This window comes from Pseudomonas sp. SZ57, from assembly GCF_009495975.1.
GTDB classification, from domain to species: domain Bacteria; phylum Pseudomonadota; class Gammaproteobacteria; order Pseudomonadales; family Pseudomonadaceae; genus Aquipseudomonas; species Aquipseudomonas syringae.
The window spans coordinates 132,071-157,009 of record NZ_WIBD01000020.1 but is presented as its reverse complement, the minus strand read 5'-3'; the positions used below and the strand labels follow the sequence as shown (position 1 = coordinate 157,009).

Below are 24,939 nucleotides of genomic sequence, written 5' to 3'. Positions count from 1 at the left end.
CTGATCTGGCGAAAACCCACAATATTTGAGCTCAAAACGCCATTATTTTTGCATGCGAGGGTTTTTTCTCGTAGCGTGCTCGTGCCGCCCCGCATGACGGGAAAGCGGCGCAACCAATACCTCAGGTGCCGCCGCTTTGACCCCGACAGATTTACAACATCTCCAGAGCCGATTGGCGGCTCTGGAGCAGGAAAACGCCTCGCTTAAAGAGAGCCTGAGCGTCACCGGTCGGGAGGCCGAATACGCCCTGGCCCAATCCCAGGAGCGCTATCGTTTTCTGTTCAACGCCATGGATGAAGGCTTTTGCATCATTGAGTTCTTTGACGGGCCGCACGGTCCGCTGAGCGATTACATTCACGTCGAAGCCAATCCGGCCTACGAATACCACGCCGGCATTTCCAATGTGGTGGGCAAGAAGCTGCGCGAGATGGTTCGTGAGGAGGCTGATGGCTGGGTGAAGTTTTACGGCGATGTGTTGCGGACCGGCAAGCCGATCCGTTTCGAGCGCGAGCTGGTGGCCACCGGGCGCTATCTGGCCTTGACCGCGTTTCGCATCGAGCCGGCCAGCCGCAAGCAGGTCGCCGTGTTGTTTCAAGACATCACTGAACGCAAACGCGCTGAACTGGCGCTCAAGCAACTGAACGAAACACTGGAGGCGCGCATTGTCGAAGCCGTGGCCGAGCGCAATGTGCTGGCCGATGTCGTCAACGGCACCAATGCGATCATTCATGTCGTCGACTGCAATTTTCGCTGGATGGCCATCAATGGCGCTGCCCTGCGCGAGTTCGAGCGCCTGTTCGGCGTCCGGCCGCAAGTGGGTGACAGTATGCTCGACCTGCTCGACGACCGGCCGCACAGCAAGGCTGATCTTGAACGGCGCTGGACGCGTGCGTTAGCGGGCGAGGAGTTCGCCGAAAGCGTCAGCTTCAGTGACTCGAACGATCCGGCCAGCCATTTTGAAATACGTTACAGCACGCTGCGCAATGCTCAGGGGCAGGCCATTGGCGCTTACCTGTTTGCCTACGATGTCAGCGAACGGCTGCGCGAACAGGAGCGCCTGAGCCAGGCTGAAGAAGCCTTGCGCCAGTCGCAGAAGATGGAAGCCGTAGGCCAGTTGACGGGTGGTATCGCCCACGATTTCAACAACCTGTTGACCGGCATCACGGGCTCGCTGGAACTGCTCAAGACACGGGTGAGCCAGGGCCGTTTCAATGAATTGGACCGCTACATAGGGGCTGCGCAGGATGCCTCCAAACGTGCGGCGTCACTGACTCATCGATTGCTGGCGTTTTCGCGTCGGCAGACCCTGGACCCCAAGCCGGTCGACGTCAACCGGTTGGTCATCGGCATGGAAGAACTGATTCGGCGCACGGTCGGGCCGCACATCACCGTGGAGGTGGTGACTTCGGTCGGGTTGTGGTCAACGTTCATCGATGCACCGCAACTGGAAAATGCCTTGTTGAACCTGTGCATCAACGCCAGGGACGCCATGCCGCGCGGCGGGCGGATTACCATCGAGACAGCCAACCGCTGGATTGACGAGCGTGGTTCGCAAAGCCGCGATCTGATCCCCGGGCAGTACCTGTCGCTGTGTGTCAGCGACACCGGCACAGGCATGTCGCCCGAGGTCATCAATCGGGCCTTCGACCCTTTCTTTACCACCAAGCCGCTGGGACAGGGCACGGGGCTGGGGTTATCGATGGTGTACGGTTTCGTGCGCCAGTCCGGCGGTCAGGTGCGCATCTATTCCGAGCCTGATCAGGGGACGAACATGTGCCTGTACCTGCCGCGTCATTACCTTGGGGCGCCGGAAGAGATCGAGTCTGCAGATGCCTCTGGGTCGGCCGCGGTACAGACCGAGCGCACGGTGATGATTGTCGACGATGAGCCGACCATCCGCATGCTGGTGGCCGAAGTGCTGGAGGATCAGGGCTACATTCCGATCGAGGCGGGCGAAGGCGCATCTGCGCTCAAGGTGATCGAGTCCGATGCGCGTATCGACCTGCTGGTGACTGACGTCGGGTTGCCGGGTGGCATGAATGGCCGGCAATTGGCCGATGCGGCGCGGATCATTCGACCCGACCTCAAAGTGCTGTTCATTACCGGTTACGCAGAGAACGCCATCATTGGCAACGGCCATCTGGATCCGGGGATGTGGGTGCTCACCAAACCCTTCACCATGGAAGCGTTTGCCAGCCGCATCTACGAAATGATCGAGCGCGAAGACTGATTCCAGCAGCCGTCAGCGGACAGGCGGCGCCTGGAATTCACCTTTGGACAAGCCTTCCACGTCATTGCCCATGCTGTCACGAATGCTCAGGTCTGCGCCCTTGTCGGTCAGTTCCTTGAGCACTTCAGTACGTTTGAACAAAGCGGCGTACATGGCTGCGGTCTGCCCGGCATTGTTGGTGAGGTTCGTACCACAATCTGCCTGCACCAGACGCTTGGCGATGCTCAGTTCACCTTTGAAAATCGCCCCCATCAGCGCCGTATTGCCGCGATTGTCCTTGGCGCAAGGGTCCGCTCCGGCGTCTATCAGGCGTATCACCGAATCTTCATGGCCGTGATAGGCCGCCAGAATCAGGCCGGTATAGCCTTGTTCGTCACGGATGTTGAGGTCGTAATGAGCCTCGATAAACGTGTCCAGCATGGGGTTGTTGCCTTCGCGGGAAGCATCGAAAAACAGCGTGCGCAGTTGGCTGGCAGTCTGTTCGGCGGTCAGCTCTGAAGGCGGTGGAGTGGGGGTGGGTGTCGATGCCGGTGGTGTGGCGTTAGCGGCTGCGGCAAACAGCAGCAAGCCATAGATCAGATGCTTCATGGGCGTTCTCCTGACGGGAACCGTCCCGGCGACAAAGCACCGGGACGGGGTATCAGATCATCAGTCCTTGAGGCTTGCAGCCAGGGACTTGACCTTGCTCAGATCGCCTTTGGCGACTTCGGCTACCCGAGTGCCGTAGTCCGGATCTGCCTTGTACAGGTAAGACAGCATGATGTTCTTGCTTTCAGTGTCGGTGTCGGCCAGCGACTCGCCAAAGCTCTGCACGAGGTCAGTCTTCTCTTTCGCGCTGTAGGAGCGATACAGATCACCCGCCTGCTTGAAGTTCTGCTCACGCGTGATCTTCGCCTGCTGGGTAGTGCCACTGAGCGGCAACTGGCTGTAGCGCGCCTTGTCATCCGCTGGACGCGGTTCCAGACGGCTCGGCTCATAATTGACGCCGCTGGTGGTGTGACCGGTATTCAGCGCACCGTCCTGATTGCCGTTGTTGACCGCAACTTTTGGCTGGTTGACGGGCAGGCTCAGGCCATTCGCGCCAAGGCGATACATCTGGGTGTCAGCGTAGGAGAACACACGGCCTTGCAGCAGACGGTCCTCGGAAGGTTCGATACCTGGAACCAGGTTGGCCGGGGCCATGGCGACCTGCTCGGTTTCCTGGAAGTAGTTATCGACGTTCTTGTTCAGGACCATCTGCCCGATTTTCTTCTCGGGAACATCCGGCCAGATCTTGGTGGCGTCCAATGGGTCGAAGTCGAATTTCGCCAGCTCTTCAGGCTTCAGCACCTGAACGTACAAGTCCCATTTCGGGAAATCACCCTTTTTGATCGCGCCGACCAGATCGTTGGTCAGGTGGCTGTAGTCCTTGGACTGGACCTGAGCGACTTCCTTGGGATCAAGGTTCTTGAGGCCCTGCAGGGATTTCCAGTGGAACTTGACGTAGTGCACTTCGCCCTTGGCGTTGACCAGTTTGTAGGCGTGTACACCGTTGCCGTCCATGAAGCGATAGCCCGCTGGGGTGCCCTCGTTCGAATACAACAGGGTCAGCGTACGGGTGGCTTCCGGTACGTGGGAGAAGAAGTCGAAGCGACGCGAATCGTTGTCCAGGTTGGTACGCGGGTCCGGTTTGAACGCGTGGACCATGTCCGGGAACTTGATGGCGTCACGAATGAAAAAGGTCGGGAAGTTGTTGCCAACCAGGTCCCAGTTACCGTCAGCCGTGTAGAACTTGGTGGCGAAGCCGTGCGGGTCGCGCAGGGTTTCAGGCGAGTGATTACCGTGAACCACGGAGGAGAAGCGTACAAATACCGGAGTCTTCTCGCCGGATTTGAAAACGGTCGCCTTGCTCAGGTCGCTGATGTCGGCGGAGGCCGTGAACTCGCCTTTGACGCCAGTGCCACGGGCATGCACGACGCGCTCAGGGATGCGTTCGCGATCAAAGCGCTGCAGCTTTTGCAGCAGTTGCACGTCTTGCAGCAGGACAGGCCCTTCGGCGCCTGCGGTCTGAGAATTCTGATTGTCTCCGACGACGGCGCCATTGTCGCGGGTCAGGGTATCGGCTGCATAAGCGGTCGGAATAGTAATCAGACCGGCTGCAGTTAGACACACCATGTGTCTGGACCAGTTTAATAACGGCATTTTGAATCCCTCATATTTTTAGTAGGCCGGATTATCTTAGGCGCGTGAGGGAAATGCGGTGATTATAAAAATGTATCGGGGTGATTGAGATAAATACTCAGGCAAAAGGTGGACCCGGTAAAGAATGTTTGCACTGAATTCGCCCGGTGCATTGGTGCACGTTCAGACGTTCTAGATCACGTTATATATCCGTGTTTTCTCTAGTTCTGTATCCCTCTGAAATAAATGGATTTTTATTGAATGTCGACAGTCATTAAATGTGCTCGCTCGCCCCTCTTTCAGGTGGATGTGAATCATTATCAACTTTATTATTTGGTTACTGGCAGGTGGCTGTGGCTTGTGCTGGTACTATCGTACTGATAGTTAGGATCACCGTTCAGGTGGGTGGCTATTTGATATTCTTTTTTTCAAGTCATCGTATAAGTTGCAACTAAGTGTCGCGCTGCAGGATGCTGGCAATATGACAATATCGGTCCTGAATGCTTCGACGCGCTATCATGTGGCCACACCCTGTACAGACACACCTATTAAATGGAGCCCCTTGTCCCATGCCGACGATCATGCTGCTACACACCCCGCCGCCGGAATTCATCCGGAGCCAGATCCAGCAGATGGTCGTCGATTACGTGACTGACATCAGCCTGGTAGCCATCGCGCCGAGCAACCCGCTGTACAACCTTTACCAGTACGGCGTGGGCTACGAGGTGCATCTGTACCTGAATGCCATGGATGGTTCGCAGCAGCTGACCGTGGAGCTGATCGTTGCGCTGGACGATGAAAACCCCGAAACCGTATTGGGTTTTTTGCTGTACCTGCCTGTGCAGGATGATCCGCAGGCCTGCGCCGTAGCCTACATGGCGGTGCGCGACAGCCACCGTCGTCAGGGCATCGCACGCTCGATGCTGGAGAAAATGACCAGTCGCTATCCGCACGCAGAGCTGTATTGCGTGGTCGGCAAAGTCGCGTATTTCGAGGCAATGGGCTTTCAAGTGCTGGGTGCGCGTGGTCCGCAGGTCATCATGAACACGCGTGATCACGGTACTGACGGCTTGCTTGCGGTCATGGATATCGCGCCGATCTACAACTCGGTGGAGGTGCGGCAGATTCACGCGTACCTGCTCAAACAGCACGGCAACAGCGCGATGGTCGATGCGGAGAAGCAACGCGATCGCCATCTGGACCGTATGACCCTTGAGGCGAGAACGTTCGCCGAGCAACATCTTGGTAACAAGCCGCTGGCAGACGGCGCGTCGCAAACCTCGCGTCTGCACTGACAAAGAGTGCCAGTGAGGCAGGACCGATAGAGAGCGTTAGGCGCACAAGTGCGACGTGTAAAAGTTTTCTATCAAAAAACGAGGAGGGGGTGGAACGATCCAAATGAGGTGAAGTCATTATGACATCATCGCTGCTTGATCAACTCATTCCGGCACTGACACCACTCCTCATTCAGCAACAGGTAAGCCCCATGAACGTCCTGCGTCAGTCCAAGTTTTCCACCAAGCTGCTCTCTGCTTTCATCATTTGTGCGTTGATCACGCTGGCCGTCGGCGCTTTGGGAATGGTGGGCGTGACCCGCCTGGCCAACGCCCTTGAGCTTACTTTTTCCAATAACCTGGTCTCGGTCAGCAACACCAATGAAGCGCTGACCAGCTTCACCGCTCACAACCGCGGGCTTTACCGTTTGCTGGATGCGCAGGATGGCGGTGTCTCCGAAACGGACAAGGATCGCGTTCGTCAGGCGTTGAGTGATGACCTGGCCCGTGCGCAAAAAGTGTTCGCGATCTACCGCGCCACGCCTCTGGAAGATGACGAGCGCGCCGCCGGTGACCAGTTGGAACTGATGCTGCCCGCTTACGTTTCGGGCTCTCAACAGGTTGTCGACCTGATGAAGGCGGGTAATTACGAGGCTGCCCGGACCCAGTTGAACAGCCTGTCCTCGGAAAGCTTTACCAAGGTGCGCAGTTACATGCGCACCATGATCGATTCCAACAACCGTCAGATCAAGGAAGGCGCAGCCGCTGCTGCCGACCTGAAGGCCAGTTCGGTATTGATGCTGGAGATTGGCGTGGTGATTGCGTTTCTGGTGGCCATCATGCTGGGCGTGCTGATTACCCGCATGATCACCCGTCCTTTGGCTGTCGCAGTCGCCAGTGCTCAGCGCATTGCGGGCGGTGACCTGACCCAGCCTATTGTTTCTAACAGTGGCGATGAGGCCGGGCAACTGTTGGACGCGCTGTCCGACATGCAGGGCGGTCTGAAAAACACCATCCAACAGATTGCCAGTGCCTCGGACCAGCTGGCTTCCGCTGCCGAAGAACTGAGCGCCGTCACCGATGAAAGTACCCGCGGGCTGACTCGCCAGAACGACGAAATCCAGCAGGCGGCAACAGCCGTCAATCAGATGACTGCCGCAGTGGAAGAAGTGGCGCGCAACGCGGTGTCCACCTCCGAGGCTTCAAAGTCTGCGACAGACGACGCCGTCGATGGCCGTGGTCAGGTCGATCACACGGTCAAGGGCATCACCACCATGGTCCACGAGATCACCGCATCCACTGGCGCTGTCTCCGAGCTTGCCGGGCATGTGCGGGAAATCAGCAAGGTGCTTGACGTGATTCGCAGTATCGCCGAGCAGACCAACCTGCTGGCCTTGAACGCCGCCATTGAAGCTGCGCGTGCTGGTGAACAGGGGCGTGGTTTTGCGGTGGTGGCTGACGAGGTTCGGGCTTTGGCGCACCGTACTCAGGCATCGACAGTGGAAATCGAAGGCATGATCAGCACCGTGCAGTCGGGCGCCGACGGCGCAGTTGCGGCGATGGGCAAGAGCCTGTCGCTGGCCACCAACACGCAGGAACTGGCCCTGCGTGCGGGCGCGGCGCTGGAGAAAATCACCCTGGGTGTAGCCACCATCAACGAGCGCAACCTGGTCATTGCTTCCGCCTCGGAAGAACAGGCGCAGGTGGCCCGCGAGGTAGACCGAAACCTGATCAATATTCAGGACCTGTCGACCCAGAGCGCTGCCGGTGCCAACCAGACCAGCGCGTCCAGTCAGGAGCTGTCGCGACTGGCCACCTCGTTCAACTCACTGGTTGCCAACTTCAAGCTGTAAGTCGCCCTCACGAGGCATTGTCTGGCGCACGTCTGGGCCCGATCGGTTGTTAAATTCCGGTCAGGCATGAAAAAGGCGTTGCGCCCGACCGGGTCATTTCGCGCATCATAGGCGGACTCAGCCCGAGAGAGACTTTTCATGCCTGTCATTCATTACCTTCTGCGCCTGTCGCTCCCGCGAGTGTCGATATCCTTTCTGGCCGTGTTGTGCTCTGGCGTGTTTGCCAGTGCTGCGCTGGCCGGCGACGAAACGCAATTGATCGAATCCCTCAATGCCTATCGCGGCCAGGCGCAGCGCTGCGGCGAGCAGGTGTCCATGGAACTGCCACCGCTGACCAGCGATGCGCGTCTGGTGCTGCCGGCCAGTGGCAATCTGGACCTGCAACAGGCGCTGACGCGTGCTTCCTACCCGATGGTCACCGTGCAGGCGATAAGCCTGTCCGGTCCGAACAATGCAGACGCTGCACTCAAGGCGGTTCTGGAGAGTTTCTGCCGTGTGGTGCTGGACCCGCAGTTCGTCGACATCGGTGTCAGCCGCGAAGGGCGAGACTGGCGTATCGTGCTGGCGCGCTCGCTGGTCGCGTCGCGTCTTGGCGACTGGCAGACAGAGGGGCAAAAGATACTGGAAATGATCAACAACGCCCGCACTCAGGCACGCCAGTGCGGCATACAATCCTTCGCCGCTACCACGCCGCTGGCCTGGAACCTGGTACTGGGGACCGCTGCACAACGTCATTCCCAGGCGATGGCCAATCAAAACTTTTTTGACCACAAGGATCGTGACGGCCGTACACCTGGCGACCGCGCCGAACTGGCCGGGTATGTGGGTCAGCAGGTGGGGGAGAACATTGCCGCCGGTCAGGACAGTGCGCGCAAGGTGGTGGATGGCTGGCTGCTGAGCCCGGGCCACTGCGCCAACCTGATGAATCCGGATTTCCGCGAGCTGGGTGCAGCCTACGCGATGGACCCGAAAAGTGACGCAGGGATTTACTGGGCGGCAATGTTCGGCACGCAGCAGTAGCGTCTGCCGCTGCGCAACGGGCTGTCAAGCCTGGGCAAGCTATTCGACAAGGAAAGATGCCGGGAAGCGAGCTTCCCGGCAGAGGGGCTTAAACGCGGAATTGCTTGGTGAGACGGTTCAGGCTTGAAGCCAGGGTTGACAGTTCGGCAGTGGCGATGGCCGTCTGATTGGAACCCTCGGACGTCTGGCTGGACAGATCACGAATGCTGACCAGGCTTCTGTCGACTTCTCGAGCGACCTGAGCCTGTTCTTCAGCTGCGGTGGCAATCATCAGGTTCCGTTCATTGATCTGGCTGATGGATTCGGTGATTTCCAGCAGCGCCTTGCCGGCGCCATTGGCCATCTCCAGCGTCTTGTGGGCCTGAACGCTGGTCTGCTCCATTGCGCTGACGGCATTGCCGGTTCCGGTCTGAATCGAGCCGACCATCTGCTCGATTTCTCGGGTCGATTGCTGAGTGCGATGCGCCAGTGCCCGGACTTCGTCCGCAACCACCGCAAAACCTCGTCCGGCTTCACCTGCGCGGGCCGCTTCGATGGCCGCGTTGAGCGCCAGCAGGTTGGTCTGTTCGGCGATGGCGCGAATCACATCCAGCACCTTGCTGATATCCGTCGCCATGACGGCCAGGCCCTGTACCTCGGTGGAGGTGATCTGCACCTTGGAAACCATCAGGTTGATCGCCGTGACGGTCTCATCGACCTGCGCGCGTCCGGCCATGGCTGCAGTGCTCGATTGCGAGGTCACTTCCGATGCCGATGCGGCATTACTGGCCACTTCTTCCACCGCCGCGCTCATCTCGTTAACGGCCGTGGCTGCCATTTCGATCTCGTTGGTCTGGCGCAGAATGGTGCGCGATGCGTCTTCCGTGACTGCATGCATTTCCTCGGAGGTGGCCGCCAGCTGGGTGGACGAGTCGCCGATCAGGATCAGGGCATTGCGCAGGTTGGCCTGCATGGTGGCGAGTGCGGCAATCAGTTTCGCCGCCTCGTCAGTACCATGTTGCGGGATATCCTTGCTCAGATCATTTGTGGCAATGCGTTGCGCGATACTCAACGAATCGCCAATCGGGCCCGTCAGACTGCGGGTGTACATCCAGGCAAGGAGCAGCGTGGTAATGACGCCGACGGCGATGAAAATACCCACCATCCACAATGTCTGCTCATAGGCAGCCTGAGCGGTAGCGCCAGCTTTCTGGGCTTTGCCGTCGTTGATGCCGATGAGTTTCTTCATCCCGGCTTCAACCTGATCGGCCGCGCTTTTCATTTCACCATTGGAGGTTGCCACTGCGGCTTCCAGATCGCCAGCCGCCACCGAGGCCAGGTAGCGGTCCTGTGCCACTTGATACCCGGCCTGTGCCTGAGACAATTCATCGAATGCCTGGCGCCCTTGCGGAGTCACGATCAATTTGCCGAGTGCGTCAAAATAGCCGGCGATCAGCGAGCGAGACTGCTGGATATCGCTGAGCGCCTTGGTCTTTCGATCCTGCGGTTCAATCGGATTGCGCACGCGGGCGTTGTTGCCGCGGATACTGACAAACTCCCGATCAATCGACCCGAGCTGCTTTATGCTCGGAAGCACATTGGTCTCGATGAATTTTTCCGCCGCATTGAGCTCGGCCGCCTGACGCAGGGCGAGCAGGCCCAAGGCAATGATCATCAGGCAGAACACGCCGAAACAGAGCGTCGAACGGGCGGCCAGGTTGAGTTTTCGCAGGATCATAGTGTTTCTCCGAAAGGGTAATCAGCTATCGCCCTCATTCGGATTAACTTGGCTGTAAAAGAGTAACAAGGTATTTCAGAAGGGTTGCAATATCGGCTCTTATCAGTACCGCTTGGTTCTGTTATGCGGACTCAGCGTTTCTCCATACCCAACATGAAGGTATCCACTGCGCGTTCGACCATGGCGCGAATTTCTTCGATGCTCAGCGGCATGGGCGCCTGTTGGTAAAGGCGAATGTCGGTCTCGGCCGTCAACAGCGAGGTTAACTGCAACGCGGCGATGTGCGGATCGGTTTCACGCAACTGGCCTTTTCGCATTGCCAGAGTCATCAGTGAGGTGACTGTCTGCAGGCACTGGCTGGGGCCGGATTCGTAGAACATCATGCCGATGTCCGAGTGCCCGGACTCTGCGACCACCATGCGATACACGGCCAGTGCCTTGTCATCATTGATAAGCACCATCAGCATGCGTTCCCCGAAGCGCGTGAACAGGGTGCGCAAATCGATCGGTTTGTCATCCTGGATCACCAGCTCTGAAACCGCGTCGGCCAGATGAGCGGTTGCGAGCCTGTTGACCACGGCAATGAACAGTTCTTCCTTGGAGGGAAAGTAACTGTAGATCGTCGCCTTGGAGCCACCCATTCGTTTGGTGACTTCATTCATCGAGGCACGCTCGTAGCCCATTTCGAGGAAGACACTTGCTGCGGCATCAATGATGGCCTCGCGGCGAGCTTCAGTACGGACCTTCATTCATATCCTCAATTCTCCAGTGGGCAGATCGTGTGCAAAATTCTCTAGACTGGAACTGAACCGTTCGGTACGATTTCAGTCGACTCCGTGGAGCTTACTGGAAAAGCAGGCGTAGATAAATGCCGATGGACTGCACCCGGCCATTCGTTGCCCGAATCCATTCAAAGATGGAGTGAACAGTTCTATGACCATTATCGACTTCAACAAATCCGTCAAACGTGCTTTTCGTAGTAATACGGCAGCCGCTCCTCAGCTGGAAAAAATGCTGACCGTGATTCTGAAGACCGACGCTCCTGTGCTCATGGGGATATGCAGCGACGGACTGCGTAGCAACAGCAATGTAGTGGGCGGGGAATTTTACGGCGAAAACTTCAGCGGCTCGGTACTTTCCGGCGGTAGCAATACGCTGGTTGAGTTGTCATCCGAGCTTGCCTTTCTGGAAACCCGTTTCACGCTGGTCACCCAGTTGGGTGAAATGATCAACGTTGAAAGCAGAGGCGCTCTGCTCGTTGACGAAACGGGCCAGCACGAATTGCAGAACGGAGTATGGCCAATCAGCGAAGGCCATTATCAGTGCACCTGCACACCACGCTTTCAGGTCTCTCTGGGCCCTAACGAGTGGCTGGAGAAGAGCGCATTCATCGGCAGGTTCGAATACCTGTATGGCAATGAAGCGCTGATCAGCTTTTACCGAATTAAGTTCTGATACATCCCTTCAAGTGCCACCGAGCAAGCCCGCGCAGGCCTGCTCTGTGGCAACGTCTTAAAACGTGACGCTGGCGCTCAGGCGTGCGGTGCGCGGTTCACCCACATTGACCTGCAACTGGCTGCCGGTGCTGGAAGGGTAGTACTGCTTGTCGAACAGGTTATCCACGTTCAACTGCAGGCGTGTTTTATAACCGGCCATTGGCACATCCCAGCGCAGGAACGCATCAGCCACGGTATAGCTGCTCATGTAGAACGTGTTGGCATCGTCGCCAGCGCGTTCGCCGACGTAGCGTGCGCCGCCACCTGCGTGCCAGTGCCCCAGACCGGACGGGACTTGCAGGTGATGGGTGAGGTATAGGCTGGCCGTGTGCTTGGGGGCCTGGCTCAGACGATTGCCCTTGTTGCTTGGATCATCCAGCACTTCGGTGTGGGTGTAGGCGTAAGTGCCGATCATGTCCCAGCGCTCGGCAATTCGACCGGTCACATCCAGCTCTATGCCTTGTGAACCTACCTTGCCGGCTGCTTCGCTGACACCGGTCACGCCGGTAGGCGTGACGACGTTTTTCTTCTCGATGTCGAATACCGCGAGGTTGAAGTCGAGTTCCGGTGCCAGTGCATATTTGGCCCCGACTTCGTAGCTGCGGCCCTCTTCCGGGTCGAAGGTGGTGCCGTCATCGTTGACGTCATCGTTGGGTACGAAAGAGCGGCTGTAGTTGCCGTACAGCGACAGGTCCTCATTGACCTTGAACACCAGACCCGCCATCGGCAGGAATATATCGTCGCTGGTATCCAGGTTCACCGTGCGGTTCACGCCCAGTCCCTGTTTGATGTACTGGTCATAATGCTGATAGCGGCCACCCAGGACCAGAATCCAGCGATCATCGAGGTGCCAGTTGTCCTTGAGGTAAACGGACGACGAGGTCAGTTGATTGCTCAGGTTGCTGGTGGTCGCACTGACGACACTGGGCTCCGCCAGGCCGCCATAGCTGGGCGAAAAGATGTTGAAGCCGTTCTGCGCGGTGTTGCGGTAGGTCTTGCCGCGGTACTTGTCGGAGTCTTCCTGCTCGGCACCGATCAGCAGATCATGTTGCTGGCCGAACACCTCCTGCTTGCCGATGAAGTCCCAACTGGCATAACGCGTTTCATAATCGTAATGGCCGCCATTGGCCTGACGCCGCAGCACGCCGCTGCTGGACAGCGTGCTCGGCTGGGCAATCGAGAGGCTGTAGCGGTCGTTGTTCCAGCCGTAGGTCAGGCGGGTTTTCCAGTCATCGCTGAGCTGGTACTCGAAGCGCGCGATCGCGGTTTCGCTGATGCCGACGGTATTTGCCCATTTTTCGTCCAGGCGCTTGTCGTAGCTGATATCGGCCGGGTGACCGCCCGTGAACACCGTGCCACGGTCGAACGGGCTGACGTAGTCGTTGTATTCGTAAGCCAGCGTCAGGCTGGCGCGCTCCCCGGTCCAGGACAGCGACGGTGCGACCAGCGTGTGCTGGTCAACGCCATAGTTGCGCCAGTAGTCCTCGCTCTGACGCTCGGCCACCAGGCGGTAAGCCAGCCCCGAGTCGCCCAGCGGGCCGGTGGTGTCGATGCCGAAACTGCCGCCGCCTTCACTGTACGCCGAGCCACTGAGCGTGGTGCTTTGCACGTATTGCGGCTGTTTGCTGATCACGTTGATCACGCCACCTGGCTCCATTGCTCCGTACAGCAGCGAGGCCGGGCCTTTGAGCACTTCAACGCGTTCGGTCGTGGCACCGAAATTTTTCGACACCACCGAGCGCACGCCGTCACGCAGCACCGAGCCATCATCGTTGGTGCCGAAGCCGCGCTTGACCAGTGAGTCCTTGGTGTTGCCGAGCGTATTGCCCTGGCTGACGCCACTGACAAACTTCATGGCATCGTCCAGCGAGCGCACGTTGTAGTCGGCGATGGTCTGCGGTGTCACCACGTTGACCGACTGCGCTTCTTCCTTGAGCGGTACATCGCTCTTGCTCGCGGTACTGGCGCTTTTGGCGCTGTAGCCTTCCTGTGTTTCGGTCGCGGTTGCCGACACCTGCGTGGCGGGCAGCGTCGCGGTTTCGGCTGCATGCACTGCGCCGCCGGAGAACATCGCCAGAGAAAGCGCGGACAGCAGAAAAGTGCCGGGGCGGCGAGGGCATTGGAAGGAAGTGCTCAAGGGGAGATGCTCTGCTAGGACGTTAATAGCAATAATTGTAATTTGATATTAATTCTCATGTAAATAAATGATTGAGGCGCCCGATGGTTTCGGTCGCCTCGGCAAACAGAGAGCGCTCGGCTCAGGACTGAGCCGTTACGTTGGCATCGATCCGCTTGCCCATGCTGATAATGAGTTCAGGCGTATAGCCCAAGGTTCGATAGAAGGCCTGCACGCTCTCATTGAAGGTATGGATCTGCAGGTTGATCTTCACGCAGCCGAGATCCGCAAGCGCCTTTTCTGCGTGCCTGACCAGTCGGGTGCCCAGGCCGTTGCCGCGCTGTTGTGGATCAACGGCGACCGAATACAGCCAGCCGCGATGCCCGTCATAGCCGGCAAGAAGGGTACCGGCCACCTCGTCATCCGCAAGAGCAACGAAGAACAAATGGTCGTCGACAGCCCGTTTCTTGTCGATCGACAGGTCTGGGCGATTGTGCGGCATGTCGTCATTGAAGACCGTCTTCCACAGCTGGATGACGGCGAGGCGGTGATGCGGGTCTGAATACTCGACAATACAGTTCATTGCGGGGTCCTTTGGCCATGAGTCCGAAGACTACTGCCACGTGCCCGGCGCTGTCTAACCCGCGGTCTTTGAGTCCTTGCCCTGTTTTGTCACCTGAGGCAGCGATGCCGGCGTATCGAGCAGGGCGCGAATGGCCCGACTGTAAGCGGGCTGCCCGAGTTGCATGCTGTTGTTATGCGTACCGCCAGGCACCAATAGCAGCTTCTTGGGTTCCTGCGCGGCTGCAAACAACTGTTCGCTGAAGCGAGCCGGTACATAGCGATCCTCGGTGCCGTGCACGATCAGCACCGGCATATGGATGTCTGCAATCTTGTCCAGCGAGTCGAACTTCTGCGACAGCAGCCAGCGCACCGGCAGCGAGGTGTTGGCCAGCGCGGTGGCCACATCGGCCAGGTTGGTGAACGTCGATTCTATGATCAGCCCGCGGGCCTGAACCGGCGCATTGCCCTTTTCAGCGTCTTCGCCCAGTTCGGCGGCCAGATCCACCGCCACCGCGCCGCCCAGAGAGTGTCCATAAATCAGCCTGCGCTGCGGGTCGGGTTGCAATTGCTTCAGGCGTTCCCAGGCGATGCGTGCGTCTTCATACACAGACCTTTCCGACGGCAACTGGCCCATGCTTTGCCCGAAGCCCCGGTAATCGATTGCCAGTATCGAGTAGCCCTGTGCCTTGAGTTGCTGGATACGGAACAGCTGGCCGGTGAGGTTCCATCGTGATCCATGCAGGTACAGCACCGCCGGGGCGTTCTTGTCCGCAGCGGGCCACCACCATGCGTGGATATTCTGCGAGGTACCGAGTGCCGGTGTACTGAGTTCGATTTCCTGCACATCTGCCGGCAGACCGCTGTACCAGCTGGCGGTACCGGGCTCGATGCGAAATACCAGTTCGCGCTCCTTGTGTTCAAGCACAGCACAGCCGACGGGCAGACCAAGGATGATGGCTATCATGCTAATCCATCTGAGCGGACGGGCTTTGAAGCGAGCCAGAGGCGAAATCGACATAAGAAGAATAGTCCGGTCAACAAAGTGAAATAAATGCAGAATCTGCATCCGGGATGCAAGGCCAGCCGACGAACGCCGGGTTACAGGATATTGCGTAGCTGCGTCGCAAGCACTGAACGACCGAGGCGAGTAAAACCCGTGGCTTCAATACCTTGCGCGATGTGGCCCGAAGGCAGCCTGGACAACGATGCTCATTAGCACGTTTTGTTATTGAGGTAGCCCTTTTCGATAGCTGCGGATTATGCTGTGTGGGCGAGGGCGCTGTGTTTTTGTCATCTACCGTCGCCGGATTCGCCGATCTGCTTGCTGTATTCCCGCGCTTTCTTCAATTTCTTCAAGAGGTTACCGCCTATGTTCACTCACCGTCCCCTGGAAGAAAAAGACGTCCCCCTCATCTGCGAGATGCCGCAGAATGCCGATGAGCTGTTCTATATGTTCCCCAGGGCAACGTACCCGCTGACCGCCTCGCAACTCATCCATGCGCTCGAGACGCGTCATGATTCGACCGTCATCGAGATGGATGGCGAAGTGGTAGGGTTTGCCAACTTCTCTCTCTGCACCTTTCGCGGCCGCTGTTCGCTGGGCAACGTCATCATCGCACCGAAAGCCCGCTCCAGAGGGGTAGGGCGCTTCATGATCACCACCATGATGGGGATTGCGTTCGACAAGCACGAAGCGAGCGAAATGATCGCGTCCTGCTACAACCACAACGTCCCGGGCCTGCTGTTCTATCCGCGGATGGGGTTCCGTCCTTTCCATATCGAAGAAAAGCTCGATAAGCGTGGCGAGCGTGTTGCGCTGATTCACCTGCGGCTGTCCGGCACCGACGCAAAAGAGAATATGCAGGACGAACAAGAGTAAGTTTTCGAGCAGGGCACGCACGACTCTTTTGAAGGAGCGGGCGTGCCTTGCGAGAGCCGCCCCCGTTTCACTCTTCAACCGTTCGTCAGTCTTTACTTCCTTCTTTTACGTGCATGTTATCCACGGTGGTTCACGCCACGTGCCATTTTGTTGATGAGCAGGGCGGTGAATCGTTTTTTCCACGGGTGCGTTCAATAAGAAGCGGCGTTAAAAGGGTTATCGATATTCAGTTATGGAAGTTGCCTGAAGTGCAGCGCGCAGTGTATAACGGGTTTAAGCATCACGTGAGTGGCGACGGATAATTGGCGGGCTGGCGCGGGCCGTTTTTAAAAAGTCATCAACAATAAAAATTATCAAGAATTTGTCACTGTCGGGACATGCTTACACACATAAGGAGATAAAGAGATGATCGCGAGTGGACTGTCCGAGTTAGAACTCAGGAGTATGGTTGAACGTGCGCTTCTGCCGTTGCGTTGCACCTGTACGATTGCCAATGATCAGATGAATGTGCAGATAAGCGATCCGGTATCGGGGCGCGCCCAGCTTCAGAAGAGCCGGCCGCTCAGCCGTATCAATACGGTTCGGGACATCGCTGACCTGGTGGCTGAATTGCGCGAAGCGCCGGTAATGCCCCGTGTCTCGAAAGCGTATTACAGCGCTGCCTGATACTGCTGCACCCCGCTGATGCCCTGGCATCACGATACCTGGCCCTGATCATCGCTGATCGGGGCCTTGTCGTTTCTACGGGCCGCTTGTCGACCGCATTCAGCGCAGGGAGAGAGGCTCGGCTGGTCTTCATGAACGCGAACCTGTGTTGGCGCACAGCCGTTTTGTGCTCGTCAAATTAACAGCGTCGAAAGCTTGCTGTTTTTAGCGCAGACGATAAAAAATAAGTTGAACGCATTGAATGCGTTAATGTCAGCGAAAACTGCTCTTTTGAAGGGGCATTTAACGATCAAAAGATACAAGATCATTCAAATCATCAGGTTATAAAGCGTTCCAGACCGTTGCCGCCCATTTGACACTCCCGCTTTTCTTTGCAACTATTCAGTTGCCCTACTTATTTTGTAACGGATTGTCACTCTTTTCAGGTTGATAAAAACGTTGCCTTAAAAAGGGCGGTAGCATGATGCCTTCTTCCTGTCAGGTCTGAACTCAGGGCCTGTGTCTGTTGGTCCTATTGTAATTTTTTGTGAAGAACACCTTCTCTAATCATGTCGTCCCATGGGCGCCGTGAATGAGCGCGTGTGTAGTGTGCTGCATGTGTTTCGCCTCGAATCGTGCAGGGACGCTGGTTCGCCTTATCAATCAGGTATTCGACATCCAGAACTTCTGGACTGCACCCACGTATGAAAATGACGATGGAGCATCATTATGTTTGATAACTGTATGGAAACAGCTTGCGGTTGCGTGGTGGGAGGGGCCGGGCTCGCGGGCATGGGCTTTTTGTTCAACGCCCTGAAGAGCGGCGCGATGCCCGGGCTCGCTGCCAAAGGACTGATTGTCATTGATGCGAGCGACCAGCCCGGTGCGGGTGCGCTGGGAGATTACCGGATCACTGCCAACTCGGTAGGCGATGTGTTCATTGATTGCCTTCGCGATCCGGCATTGCGCGAGGTGTTCGAACCTCTCGAGTACTCGGCAGCCTATTGGCGCATCAAGGCACAGGCACAGAGTGCGCCGCAGCTGTCGGATGTGGGCCTGCTCATGGCCGAGGCCGCCAGGCTGGTGCTGGAGCACATCGTGCAACGTTATGGCGTAGAGGTCTGGTCCGGCACGCGCCTGGATGAGGTGATTTGCGAGGGCGACGAGTTCTGTCTGCACGTTGACAGCGTGTACGGCAAAAGACGCGTGCGCTGCCAGACGCTGGTACTCAATCTGGGCGGGCGCCAGGATCCACAACACCTGATCGATGATCTTGCCCGACAAGGCCTGGCGCTGCCGGATAACTGCACTGTCCAGAGCGCTGACCGCTTGTTGCGCATGAACGCGGTGCAGTTACGCGAAGTGTTTGCCCCGGCGCTGGCCGATAACGGGCGCATCACCATCGTCGGGGGATCTCACAGCGCTTTCTCGACGCTGGAGAATCTGGCGGATGCACTGGAGTTTGCCGGCTTGCAGGAGCTGTCACTCGTTCATCGAAGCAGCATCAGGCTGTTTTACGAAAGTGCTGAACTGGCGCACGCAGCCGGCTACGCATTCGACGCGCAGCTTGATGTCTGTCCGGTTTCAGGTCGGATCAACCGTTCCGGAGGTTTGCGTTACCGTGCGCTGGAGATCGGGCGCCAAGCGCTGCAAAGCGGACGCGTAGGCAAAACCGGCGTGCGCGTGCAGATGCTGCAGACACTGGGCGGACGCCCCGATGAACACGAGCAGGCCCGACTCGTTCTGGCCGACTCGGCTGTGATCGTACAGTGTTCTGGCTATCAGCCCGTGTTGCCCAGACTGAGTGATGCCGATGGCAACCTCGTCAGTTTGCGCGAGGCCAAGGGGGGGCTCGATTCGGACGCTGGCGGCTGCCCGTTCGACCAGCACGGTCGTCGAATCAAGGGCCTGCATCTTTTCGGTCTGGGCGCCGGACTGGGCGTCGATCCGCAATTGGGCAGCGAACCCGCCTTCGACGGCCGGATATACGGTGTCTGGCAGTTTCATCATGATGCCAGCCGAGTGGTGCTGGAGGCGGTCACGCGCAGACTCGCTCATCAGCCTGTAGCTACCGAGACGTTCATTTCGGAGGGGTTCATGCAGGCGGCTTTAGGCCTTCAGGCCGGTTAGGCCGGTGCAGCAGAGAAGCGCAGAATGGCGGCCATAAAAAACGGCGTCCCAGGGACGCCGTACGGCCGGTCTGCCAATAAACGGCAGGTCAGCATTGAATAAGGGGGTAGTGCGGGAATTATTGTGGGTCCTGGTTGGGAGCCAGTTCTGCCTGGATACGTTTGTAGATTTCTTCACGATGCACTGAAACATTTTTGGGTGCATTGATGCCCAGGCGGACTTGAAGCCCTTGAACGCCAAGAATCGTGACGGTGATCTCGTCACCGATGTTTATGCTTTCGCCTACTTTGCGAGTGAGTATCAACATAATCTTTTCCTTGATGGCCTCTTGAAAACGCCTCTCTCAAGAGGCTGGCGTTTGCCTTTGCGTGGTGATTGTTGCCGAGTGCATCCAAATGCATCCGTCTTATGACGTCGCACAGGTGAATTAAATTCCCTCGGTTCATTTTCTTGTCATCGAGATTTGCATCCCGGATACGACGAGTGCGCCAATTCTGCCCGTTTCGACGTGAAAATGCCCGTATTTACTGGCGTCATATAAAAAGTAACGTCAACCGCTGCACCGTTCCGGGTCATCATCGTCTCAGCCGACGGTACCGCTCAAGCCATTTCGATATGACTATAAGCGTAGGCACGACTGCACCAGATTGCCCGGGCTTTCTGAAAATTCAAATGAAAGTGGTGAACGATTGTGTAGGAAGGGGCTGCGGATCACCGTAGTGTCCACGCTGATGCGGTGTATTGCGGGGGGCTGGGAAGGGTGATGCACAGGCGTGAGGCGGGACCAGGCCTTCGCGGGCTTCAGCTCCCGCGAAGGCTCGTCCGGGGGTTACACAGCCATTGATAACAGCATGATGAAAATCAGGCCGACGACCGAGAGGATGGTTTCCATCACCGTCCAGGTCTTGAAGGTCTCGGCAACGGTCATGTTGAAGTACTGCTTCACCAGCCAGAACCCGGCGTCATTGACGTGCGAGAGGATCAACGAACCGGCGCCGGTTGCCAGCACCAGCAGCTCGCGATTGACCCCTGGAATCAGGCCGACCACCGGCGCTACGATGCCGGCACCGGTAATGGTTGCCACCGTCGCCGAACCGGTTGCGACGCGGATCACCGCCGCAACCAGCCAGGCCAGCATGATCGGGTTGATCTGCGCCTGCACGGCCATGTGCCCGATCACGTCACCGACGCCACTGGCGACCAGCATCTGCTTGAAGCCACCGCCTGCGCCCACAATCAGCACGATTGCCGCCACCGGAGCCAGACTCTGGTCCAGCAGCTTCATGATCTTGCTGCGATCAAAACCACGTGCGGCACCAAAGGTGTAGAACGCCAGCAACAGCGCGGCAAGCAGGGCGGTGATCGGGTGACCGATCAGGTCCATCCAGATGCGGAACATGTTGTTTTCCGGCAACACTACATCGGCAAGGGTCTTGAGCAGCATCAGGAAGACTGGCAGCAGGATGGTCACCAGCGTGATGCCGAAGCCTGGCAGGTTTTCAGTGCTCGACTCCTTGGCGATCTGATCCATCAGTTCCTTGGACGGCGTACCGGGGATGCTCTTGGAAATCCAGTTACCGAAGATCGGGCCAGCGATGATTGCAGTTGGCAGCGCTACGATCAGTCCGTAGAAAATGGTCTTGCCGATATCGGCGCCGAAGATACCGATGGCCAGCAGCGGGCCCGGATGCGGCGGAACCAGACCGTGGACGGCCGACAGGCCTGCCAGCAGCGGAATGCCGATCTTGACGATAGGCACGCCGGTGCGCCGCGCAACAATGAACACCAGCGGGATCAGCAGGACAAAACCGATCTCGAAGAACAGCGGGATGCCCACCAGGAAGGCAGAGAACATCATTGCCCAGTGCACTTTCTGTTTGCCGAAGGTGCGTATCAGCGTTTGCGCAATCTGGTCCGCGCCGCCCGAGTCAGCCATCAGCTTGCCGAGCATGGTGCCCAGGCCGAGGATGATGCCGACGAAGCCCAGCACGCCGCCGAAGCCGTCCTGGAAGGATTTCATGACTTTTTCGACCGGCATTCCCGAGGTCAGGCCAAGAAAGCCTGCCGCCAGGGTCAACGCGACGAAAGGGTGCACCTTGAAGGTGGTGATCAGCAGCACCAGGCCGACGATGGTCACCAACGCATCGACGAGCAGGAACGTCTCATGGGTCATACCGAACATGGGTGTCTCTCCGGTTTATTGTTTTAAGGAACTGTTAGACAGCGCCGACTTCAATCGTGTGTGCGCAAGACAGCGCTGTCTTTTGCACTCACGCCTTTATCAGGCGTGAGAGCCTTTCCACCATGCTGCGGCTTGTTTGCCGATGACATCGATAGGCTGGGACGCGTCCACGATCAATGTCAGCGGTTCGCCATAGGGCGGCTCGAGCGTCGCGAACTGGCTGTCCACCAGGCTGGCGGGCATGAAGTGCCCAGGCCGATGCGAGCAGCGTTCGCTGGCGAGTTCCTTGCTGAGTTCCAGAAAAACGAAACCCAGGCCAGGCACCGCATCACGCAGGCGCTGGCGATAGATGAGCTTGAGCGACGAGCAGGTCAGGACCGGGTGTTCACCCTTGGCGAGGGCGGCAGCCATCTCTTCGCCCAGGCGGGTCAGCCAGCCGGCACGGTCTTCATCGTTGAGGGGGGTTCCGGCGCTCATCTTTTCGATGTTGGCCGGTGGATGGAACGCGTCGCCTTCGATCAGGCGGCCGCCGCTGTTCAGGGCAATCTCGGCACCCACGGCGCTTTTGCCGCAGCCAGACACACCCATCACCACAAGGGCGGAAATAGCAGTATTCGCAGTTGTCACAGTAGGCACCTCATCTGGAGACAGCGCTGTCTTCTTTCGGCTGGACATGAGTCCCAGCCCGGGCTGTTCCAGTTATTTGTCGTTGTTTTGGGCTCATCAATAAGCATGGGAGGCTGTTCTCCGCGGGACCCGAACCGGGCAACCCCTGTGAAACCAGCGATAAAGCATTGTCACATTCCATGAGACAGCGCTACCTTATGGCGCATTCGACACATTTGGCAACCCTTATGTTAGTTGGCAACGCATGATACGCATTGGTTCCCGCTCTACCGGTCGCCCCACGCTCAATGAAGTGGCGAAGCTGGCTGGCGTCTCTCCGATCACCGCCTCGCGAGCCTTGCGCGGTATCAGCACCGTGGCGCCTGAGCTGGTCGAAAAGGTCCGTGCTGCGGCGCAGAGTCTGGGTTATGTAGCCAATCCGGCAGCCAGGGCGCTGGCCTCTTCCTGCAGTCAGACCGTTGTGGTGCTGGTGCCGTCGCTTTCCAACCAGTTATTCATCGAGACGCTGGAAGCCATTCAGGACGTATTGCGCGTGCGTGGCCTGGACGTGGTCATCGGCAACTACCATTACTCGCCTGAAGAGGAAGAGAAGCTGCTGCGCAACCATCTGGTCAATCGCCCGCGCGGTATTCTGCTGACCGGTTTCGACCACACGGCAGCGTCCCGCCAGATGCTTGAAACCAGTGGCATACCCTGTGTGCACATGATGGAGCTCGACACCCGCCTGGGCGCCTATTGCGTCGGGTTCTCGCAACAACAGGCCGGTGCCGAAGCCGCGCGTCACCTGATCGGGCGTGGCCGCCGTCGGCTGGCGTACATGGCCGCCCAACTCGACCCCCGTGTACTGCAACGTGGCGCCGGGTTCCGTCGGGTGCTGGAAGACGCCGGGCTGTTCGACCCCGCGCTGCAGGTCTCGACACGCCAGGCCTCGTCGATCGGCCTGGGCGGGGAGTTGTTTGCGCGCCTGCTTGACCAGCACCCGGATGTCGACGGGGTGTTCTTCTGTAATGACGACCTGGCGCAGGGCGCTGCGCTGGAGGCCTTGCGCCTGGGTGTCGCGATCCCCGAACGGGTCTCGCTGGTGGGCTTCAACGACCTGCCTGGGTCCGCGCACATGGTGCCGCGCCTGACCTCGATTCGCACGCCCAGAGAAGCAGTCGGGCAGCGTGCTGCTCAGGTATTGCTGGGCCTGCTGGACGGGGTCGCCCAGCACCCGCAGGTCGATCTCGGGTTTGAACTGGTGGTGCGGGAAAGCTCTTGAGTCTTTTCCCCAAGCCGACACCGACGAGCCTTCCCCGGAGCATCGCGCTGACCAATGGTAGGGGCGCTCTGCGGGCTTGATGCCTCCGGGCTGGAGTGCCCGACCGTGCTGTCCTGCACTGCCGTCGATACCCTCATTCGAACGGTTCCGGCCCATTTCGACTGTTATTTCTGACAGTACCCATCCCCCCGTGTTGAGTATTCAATGACCCTACGTTTTTGGCTCGGAGCGGCATAAGTGTCTTGGCCGCATCGTTGGATGACGGGGATATATCTTCTTATCTATTCCCCGTTCTGGCGGTCTTACAAGACCTATTGAAGGTGAGAGAAATGCAAAAAAAAGCATCTCAGAACGTTAGAGCCCTGACGCATATCGTCGACCCCGTCGGTTCAGGTGTCCCCCTGGATATCGCGTGGCTGACCGGCATTATCCCGCTGGGCTTTGTACCTGCAGAGATCGCTATCAGCCCTGATGAAACCACGTTGTATGTCGCCCATGAAAGCGGTCGCGAAGTCAGTGTGGTCGACATCGCCAGTGCCAGCGTAACGGGTGCCATCAAGCGGGCAGGGGCGGGCGCGATTACCCTGAGCCCTGATGGCAAAAGGCTTTACACCATTGGCCAGAAAAGGTGCTACGTGGTCGATACGCGCATGCGCGAAGTGATCAGGATACTGCCGGCAGCCAACGTCAACAGGATCCTGTGCAGTGCCGATGGCCGTTTTATCTGTCTTTCCTTTCAGAACGCGCTCGGCGGGTTGATTCGCCTGATCGAGACCGATAATTACACGGTCGAGAACGAGTTCGATCTGGGCGCCCTGACCAACGCATCGCTGGCCCTCGGGATCAGCCCGTTGAACGACAGGTTTTACGCGACCATGCTGGTTGACCGGACCGCGCCTACCGATGTTCTTGCGATCAGCAAGGTCGATTACCTGCAACACGACATTCCCGGATTTTCCGACCCGCGCTCGATGGTCTTCAGTTCCGATGGCGCCTGGCTGTATGTCGGTGGCATCGACGAGGTCTACATCATCGATGCCGCGACCAACAAAACCTTCTACAGGGAAAGGATCGGCACGCAGGGCTACCCGGTGAAAGTCATTGGAGTGACACCGGATGACCGCTATGTCTACGCGATCTATACCTGTAATTACGACGTTTACCGGATCGATACGGTAAAGGGCATCGCCACCTGCATTGCCTACTTTCCGTCGGTAGGCGGCGCGGTACTCAACAAGACCGGCACGTATATCTATTCCAGCCATCCGGACATGAGCTGGATTTCGATCTACCGGCTATGAAGACTCCTGCGGTGGCCTGGCTTTCGCGTTACCGGCCGGGTCGACCGTCAGTCGGCGTCAAGCGCTGCGACACCGGCCCTGGCGACTTGAGCATCCTGTTCGGCCTTCACGCCTGAAACCCCCAGCGCACCGATTACCTGGCCGTCGACGATGACCGGCACACCGCCTTCCAGGGAAGTCAGCAGCGGAGCACTCAGGAATGCAGTGCGCCCGCCATTGACCATCTCTTCGTAACCCTTGGACTCACGTTTGCCGAGTGCCGAGGTGCGGGCTTTTTCGATCGCGATGTAGCTGCTGATCGGTGCGGCGTCGTCCAGTCTTTCGAATGCCAGCAAATGGCCGCCGTCATCAACGACGGCGATGGAAACGGCCCAGCCATTGGCCTGCGCCTCTTCGCGTGCGACACCGAGCATCAGGCTGACTTCGGTCTGGGTCAGGACGGCTTTGATCTTCATGGGGTTCTCCGGAGCAGTGATTATTGAAT

General features: G+C 58.1%; 21 protein-coding genes. 10 read left to right on the top strand and 11 right to left on the bottom strand.

Annotation, left to right across the window (positions count from 1 at the left end; genetic code table 11):
• The first annotated feature begins 136 nt into the window (after nt 1-136).
• On the top strand, nt 137-2,230 hold the full coding sequence (locus GE543_RS18455; RefSeq protein ID WP_003417721.1) for a PAS domain-containing sensor histidine kinase: 2,094 nt from the start codon (nt 137-139) through the stop codon (nt 2,228-2,230).
• Between the two features lie 12 nt (nt 2,231-2,242).
• Here GE543_RS18455 and GE543_RS18450 read toward each other — a convergent pair whose 3' ends face one another.
• Together GE543_RS18450 and katB are read right to left on the bottom strand one after the other, a co-directional pair.
• Entirely contained in the window at nt 2,243-2,818 is a 576-nt protein-coding gene (locus tag GE543_RS18450) for an ankyrin repeat domain-containing protein (protein ID WP_153222082.1), read from the bottom strand.
• Between the two features lie 60 nt (nt 2,819-2,878).
• Nucleotides 2,879-4,384, bottom strand: a complete 1,506-nt coding sequence (katB, locus tag GE543_RS18445; protein WP_003344123.1) for a catalase KatB — start codon at nt 4,382-4,384, stop codon at nt 2,879-2,881.
• Nucleotides 4,385-4,959: 575 nt separating this feature from the next.
• Here katB and GE543_RS18440 point away from each other — a divergent pair.
• From GE543_RS18440 to GE543_RS18430, 3 genes are all read left to right on the top strand, one after another.
• Nucleotides 4,960-5,685 carry a GNAT family N-acetyltransferase gene (locus tag GE543_RS18440; RefSeq protein WP_153222081.1) on the top strand — a complete coding sequence of 242 codons (726 nt, stop codon included), beginning with the start codon at nt 4,960-4,962 and terminating at the stop codon, nt 5,683-5,685.
• A 191-nt stretch (nt 5,686-5,876) separates the two neighbouring features.
• The gene (locus GE543_RS18435; protein ID WP_024664603.1) at nt 5,877-7,517 is read left to right on the top strand and encodes a methyl-accepting chemotaxis protein; all 1,641 of its coding nucleotides are present in this window, start codon (nt 5,877-5,879) and stop codon (nt 7,515-7,517) included.
• Between the two features lie 138 nt (nt 7,518-7,655).
• Nucleotides 7,656-8,537: a CAP domain-containing protein gene (locus GE543_RS18430; protein WP_153222080.1), complete on the top strand. Its 882-nt coding sequence runs from the start codon at nt 7,656-7,658 to the stop codon at nt 8,535-8,537.
• An 88-nt stretch (nt 8,538-8,625) separates the two neighbouring features.
• Here the strand turns inward: GE543_RS18430 and GE543_RS18425 are convergent, their stop codons facing one another.
• Nucleotides 8,626-10,254: a methyl-accepting chemotaxis protein gene (locus GE543_RS18425; RefSeq protein ID WP_153222079.1), complete on the bottom strand. Its 1,629-nt coding sequence runs from the start codon at nt 10,252-10,254 to the stop codon at nt 8,626-8,628.
• A 131-nt stretch (nt 10,255-10,385) separates the two neighbouring features.
• Nucleotides 10,386-11,003 (bottom strand): TetR/AcrR family transcriptional regulator, encoded by a 618-nt coding sequence (locus GE543_RS18420; RefSeq protein WP_003412253.1) that lies wholly within the window; start codon nt 11,001-11,003, stop codon nt 10,386-10,388.
• A gap of 184 nt (nt 11,004-11,187) precedes the next feature.
• Between GE543_RS18420 and GE543_RS18415 the strand changes: the two genes are divergently transcribed.
• A complete protein-coding gene (locus tag GE543_RS18415) occupies nt 11,188-11,709 on the top strand; it encodes a DUF3237 domain-containing protein (RefSeq protein WP_003412250.1) in 522 nt (173 codons plus the stop codon).
• A 57-nt stretch (nt 11,710-11,766) separates the two neighbouring features.
• Here the strand turns inward: GE543_RS18415 and GE543_RS18410 are convergent, their stop codons facing one another.
• The 3 genes from GE543_RS18410 to GE543_RS18400 form a co-directional block, all read right to left on the bottom strand.
• Nucleotides 11,767-13,887, bottom strand: coding sequence for a TonB-dependent siderophore receptor (locus GE543_RS18410; protein WP_153222078.1), 2,121 nt, complete (start codon nt 13,885-13,887; stop codon nt 11,767-11,769).
• A 121-nt stretch (nt 13,888-14,008) separates the two neighbouring features.
• On the bottom strand, nt 14,009-14,449 hold the full coding sequence (locus GE543_RS18405) for a GNAT family acetyltransferase (protein WP_003412247.1): 441 nt from the start codon (nt 14,447-14,449) through the stop codon (nt 14,009-14,011).
• A gap of 54 nt (nt 14,450-14,503) precedes the next feature.
• Nucleotides 14,504-15,448 carry an alpha/beta hydrolase gene (locus GE543_RS18400; protein ID WP_153222077.1) on the bottom strand — a complete coding sequence of 315 codons (945 nt, stop codon included), beginning with the start codon at nt 15,446-15,448 and terminating at the stop codon, nt 14,504-14,506.
• Between the two features lie 351 nt (nt 15,449-15,799).
• Here GE543_RS18400 and GE543_RS18395 point away from each other — a divergent pair, with 351 nt between their 5' ends.
• The 3 genes from GE543_RS18395 to GE543_RS18385 all read left to right on the top strand — a co-directional run bounded on the left by GE543_RS18395 (nt 15,800) and on the right by GE543_RS18385 (nt 19,084).
• Entirely contained in the window at nt 15,800-16,309 is a 510-nt protein-coding gene (locus tag GE543_RS18395; protein WP_003412242.1) for a GNAT family N-acetyltransferase, read from the top strand.
• 405 nt (nt 16,310-16,714) lie between these two features.
• On the top strand, nt 16,715-16,975 hold the full coding sequence (locus GE543_RS18390; RefSeq protein ID WP_032699109.1) for a DUF1652 domain-containing protein: 261 nt from the start codon (nt 16,715-16,717) through the stop codon (nt 16,973-16,975).
• Nucleotides 16,976-17,683: 708 nt separating this feature from the next.
• On the top strand, nt 17,684-19,084 hold the full coding sequence (locus GE543_RS18385) for a pyridine nucleotide-disulfide oxidoreductase (protein ID WP_153222076.1): 1,401 nt from the start codon (nt 17,684-17,686) through the stop codon (nt 19,082-19,084).
• 118 nt (nt 19,085-19,202) lie between these two features.
• Here the strand turns inward: GE543_RS18385 and csrA are convergent, their stop codons facing one another.
• From csrA to GE543_RS18370, 3 genes are all read right to left on the bottom strand, one after another.
• Nucleotides 19,203-19,391: a carbon storage regulator CsrA gene (gene csrA, locus GE543_RS18380; RefSeq protein WP_002554157.1), complete on the bottom strand. Its 189-nt coding sequence runs from the start codon at nt 19,389-19,391 to the stop codon at nt 19,203-19,205.
• A 522-nt stretch (nt 19,392-19,913) separates the two neighbouring features.
• Complete coding sequence (locus GE543_RS18375; RefSeq protein WP_003412234.1) at nt 19,914-21,266, bottom strand: GntP family permease; 1,353 nt, start codon at nt 21,264-21,266, stop codon at nt 19,914-19,916.
• Nucleotides 21,267-21,365: 99 nt separating this feature from the next.
• Entirely contained in the window at nt 21,366-21,854 is a 489-nt protein-coding gene (locus tag GE543_RS18370; protein ID WP_003412230.1) for a gluconokinase, read from the bottom strand.
• Between the two features lie 283 nt (nt 21,855-22,137).
• On the opposite strand from GE543_RS18370, the gene GE543_RS18365 reads away from it, so the two are divergent.
• Nucleotides 22,138-23,154 carry a LacI family DNA-binding transcriptional regulator gene (locus tag GE543_RS18365; protein WP_153222075.1) on the top strand — a complete coding sequence of 339 codons (1,017 nt, stop codon included), beginning with the start codon at nt 22,138-22,140 and terminating at the stop codon, nt 23,152-23,154.
• Nucleotides 23,155-23,483: 329 nt separating this feature from the next.
• Nucleotides 23,484-24,455, top strand: coding sequence for a YncE family protein (locus GE543_RS18360; protein ID WP_003417710.1), 972 nt, complete (start codon nt 23,484-23,486; stop codon nt 24,453-24,455).
• Nucleotides 24,456-24,502: 47 nt separating this feature from the next.
• On the opposite strand, the gene GE543_RS18355 is transcribed toward GE543_RS18360, so the two are convergent.
• Nucleotides 24,503-24,910: a heme-binding protein gene (locus GE543_RS18355; protein WP_153222074.1), complete on the bottom strand. Its 408-nt coding sequence runs from the start codon at nt 24,908-24,910 to the stop codon at nt 24,503-24,505.
• Nucleotides 24,911-24,939 lie beyond the last annotated feature (29 nt).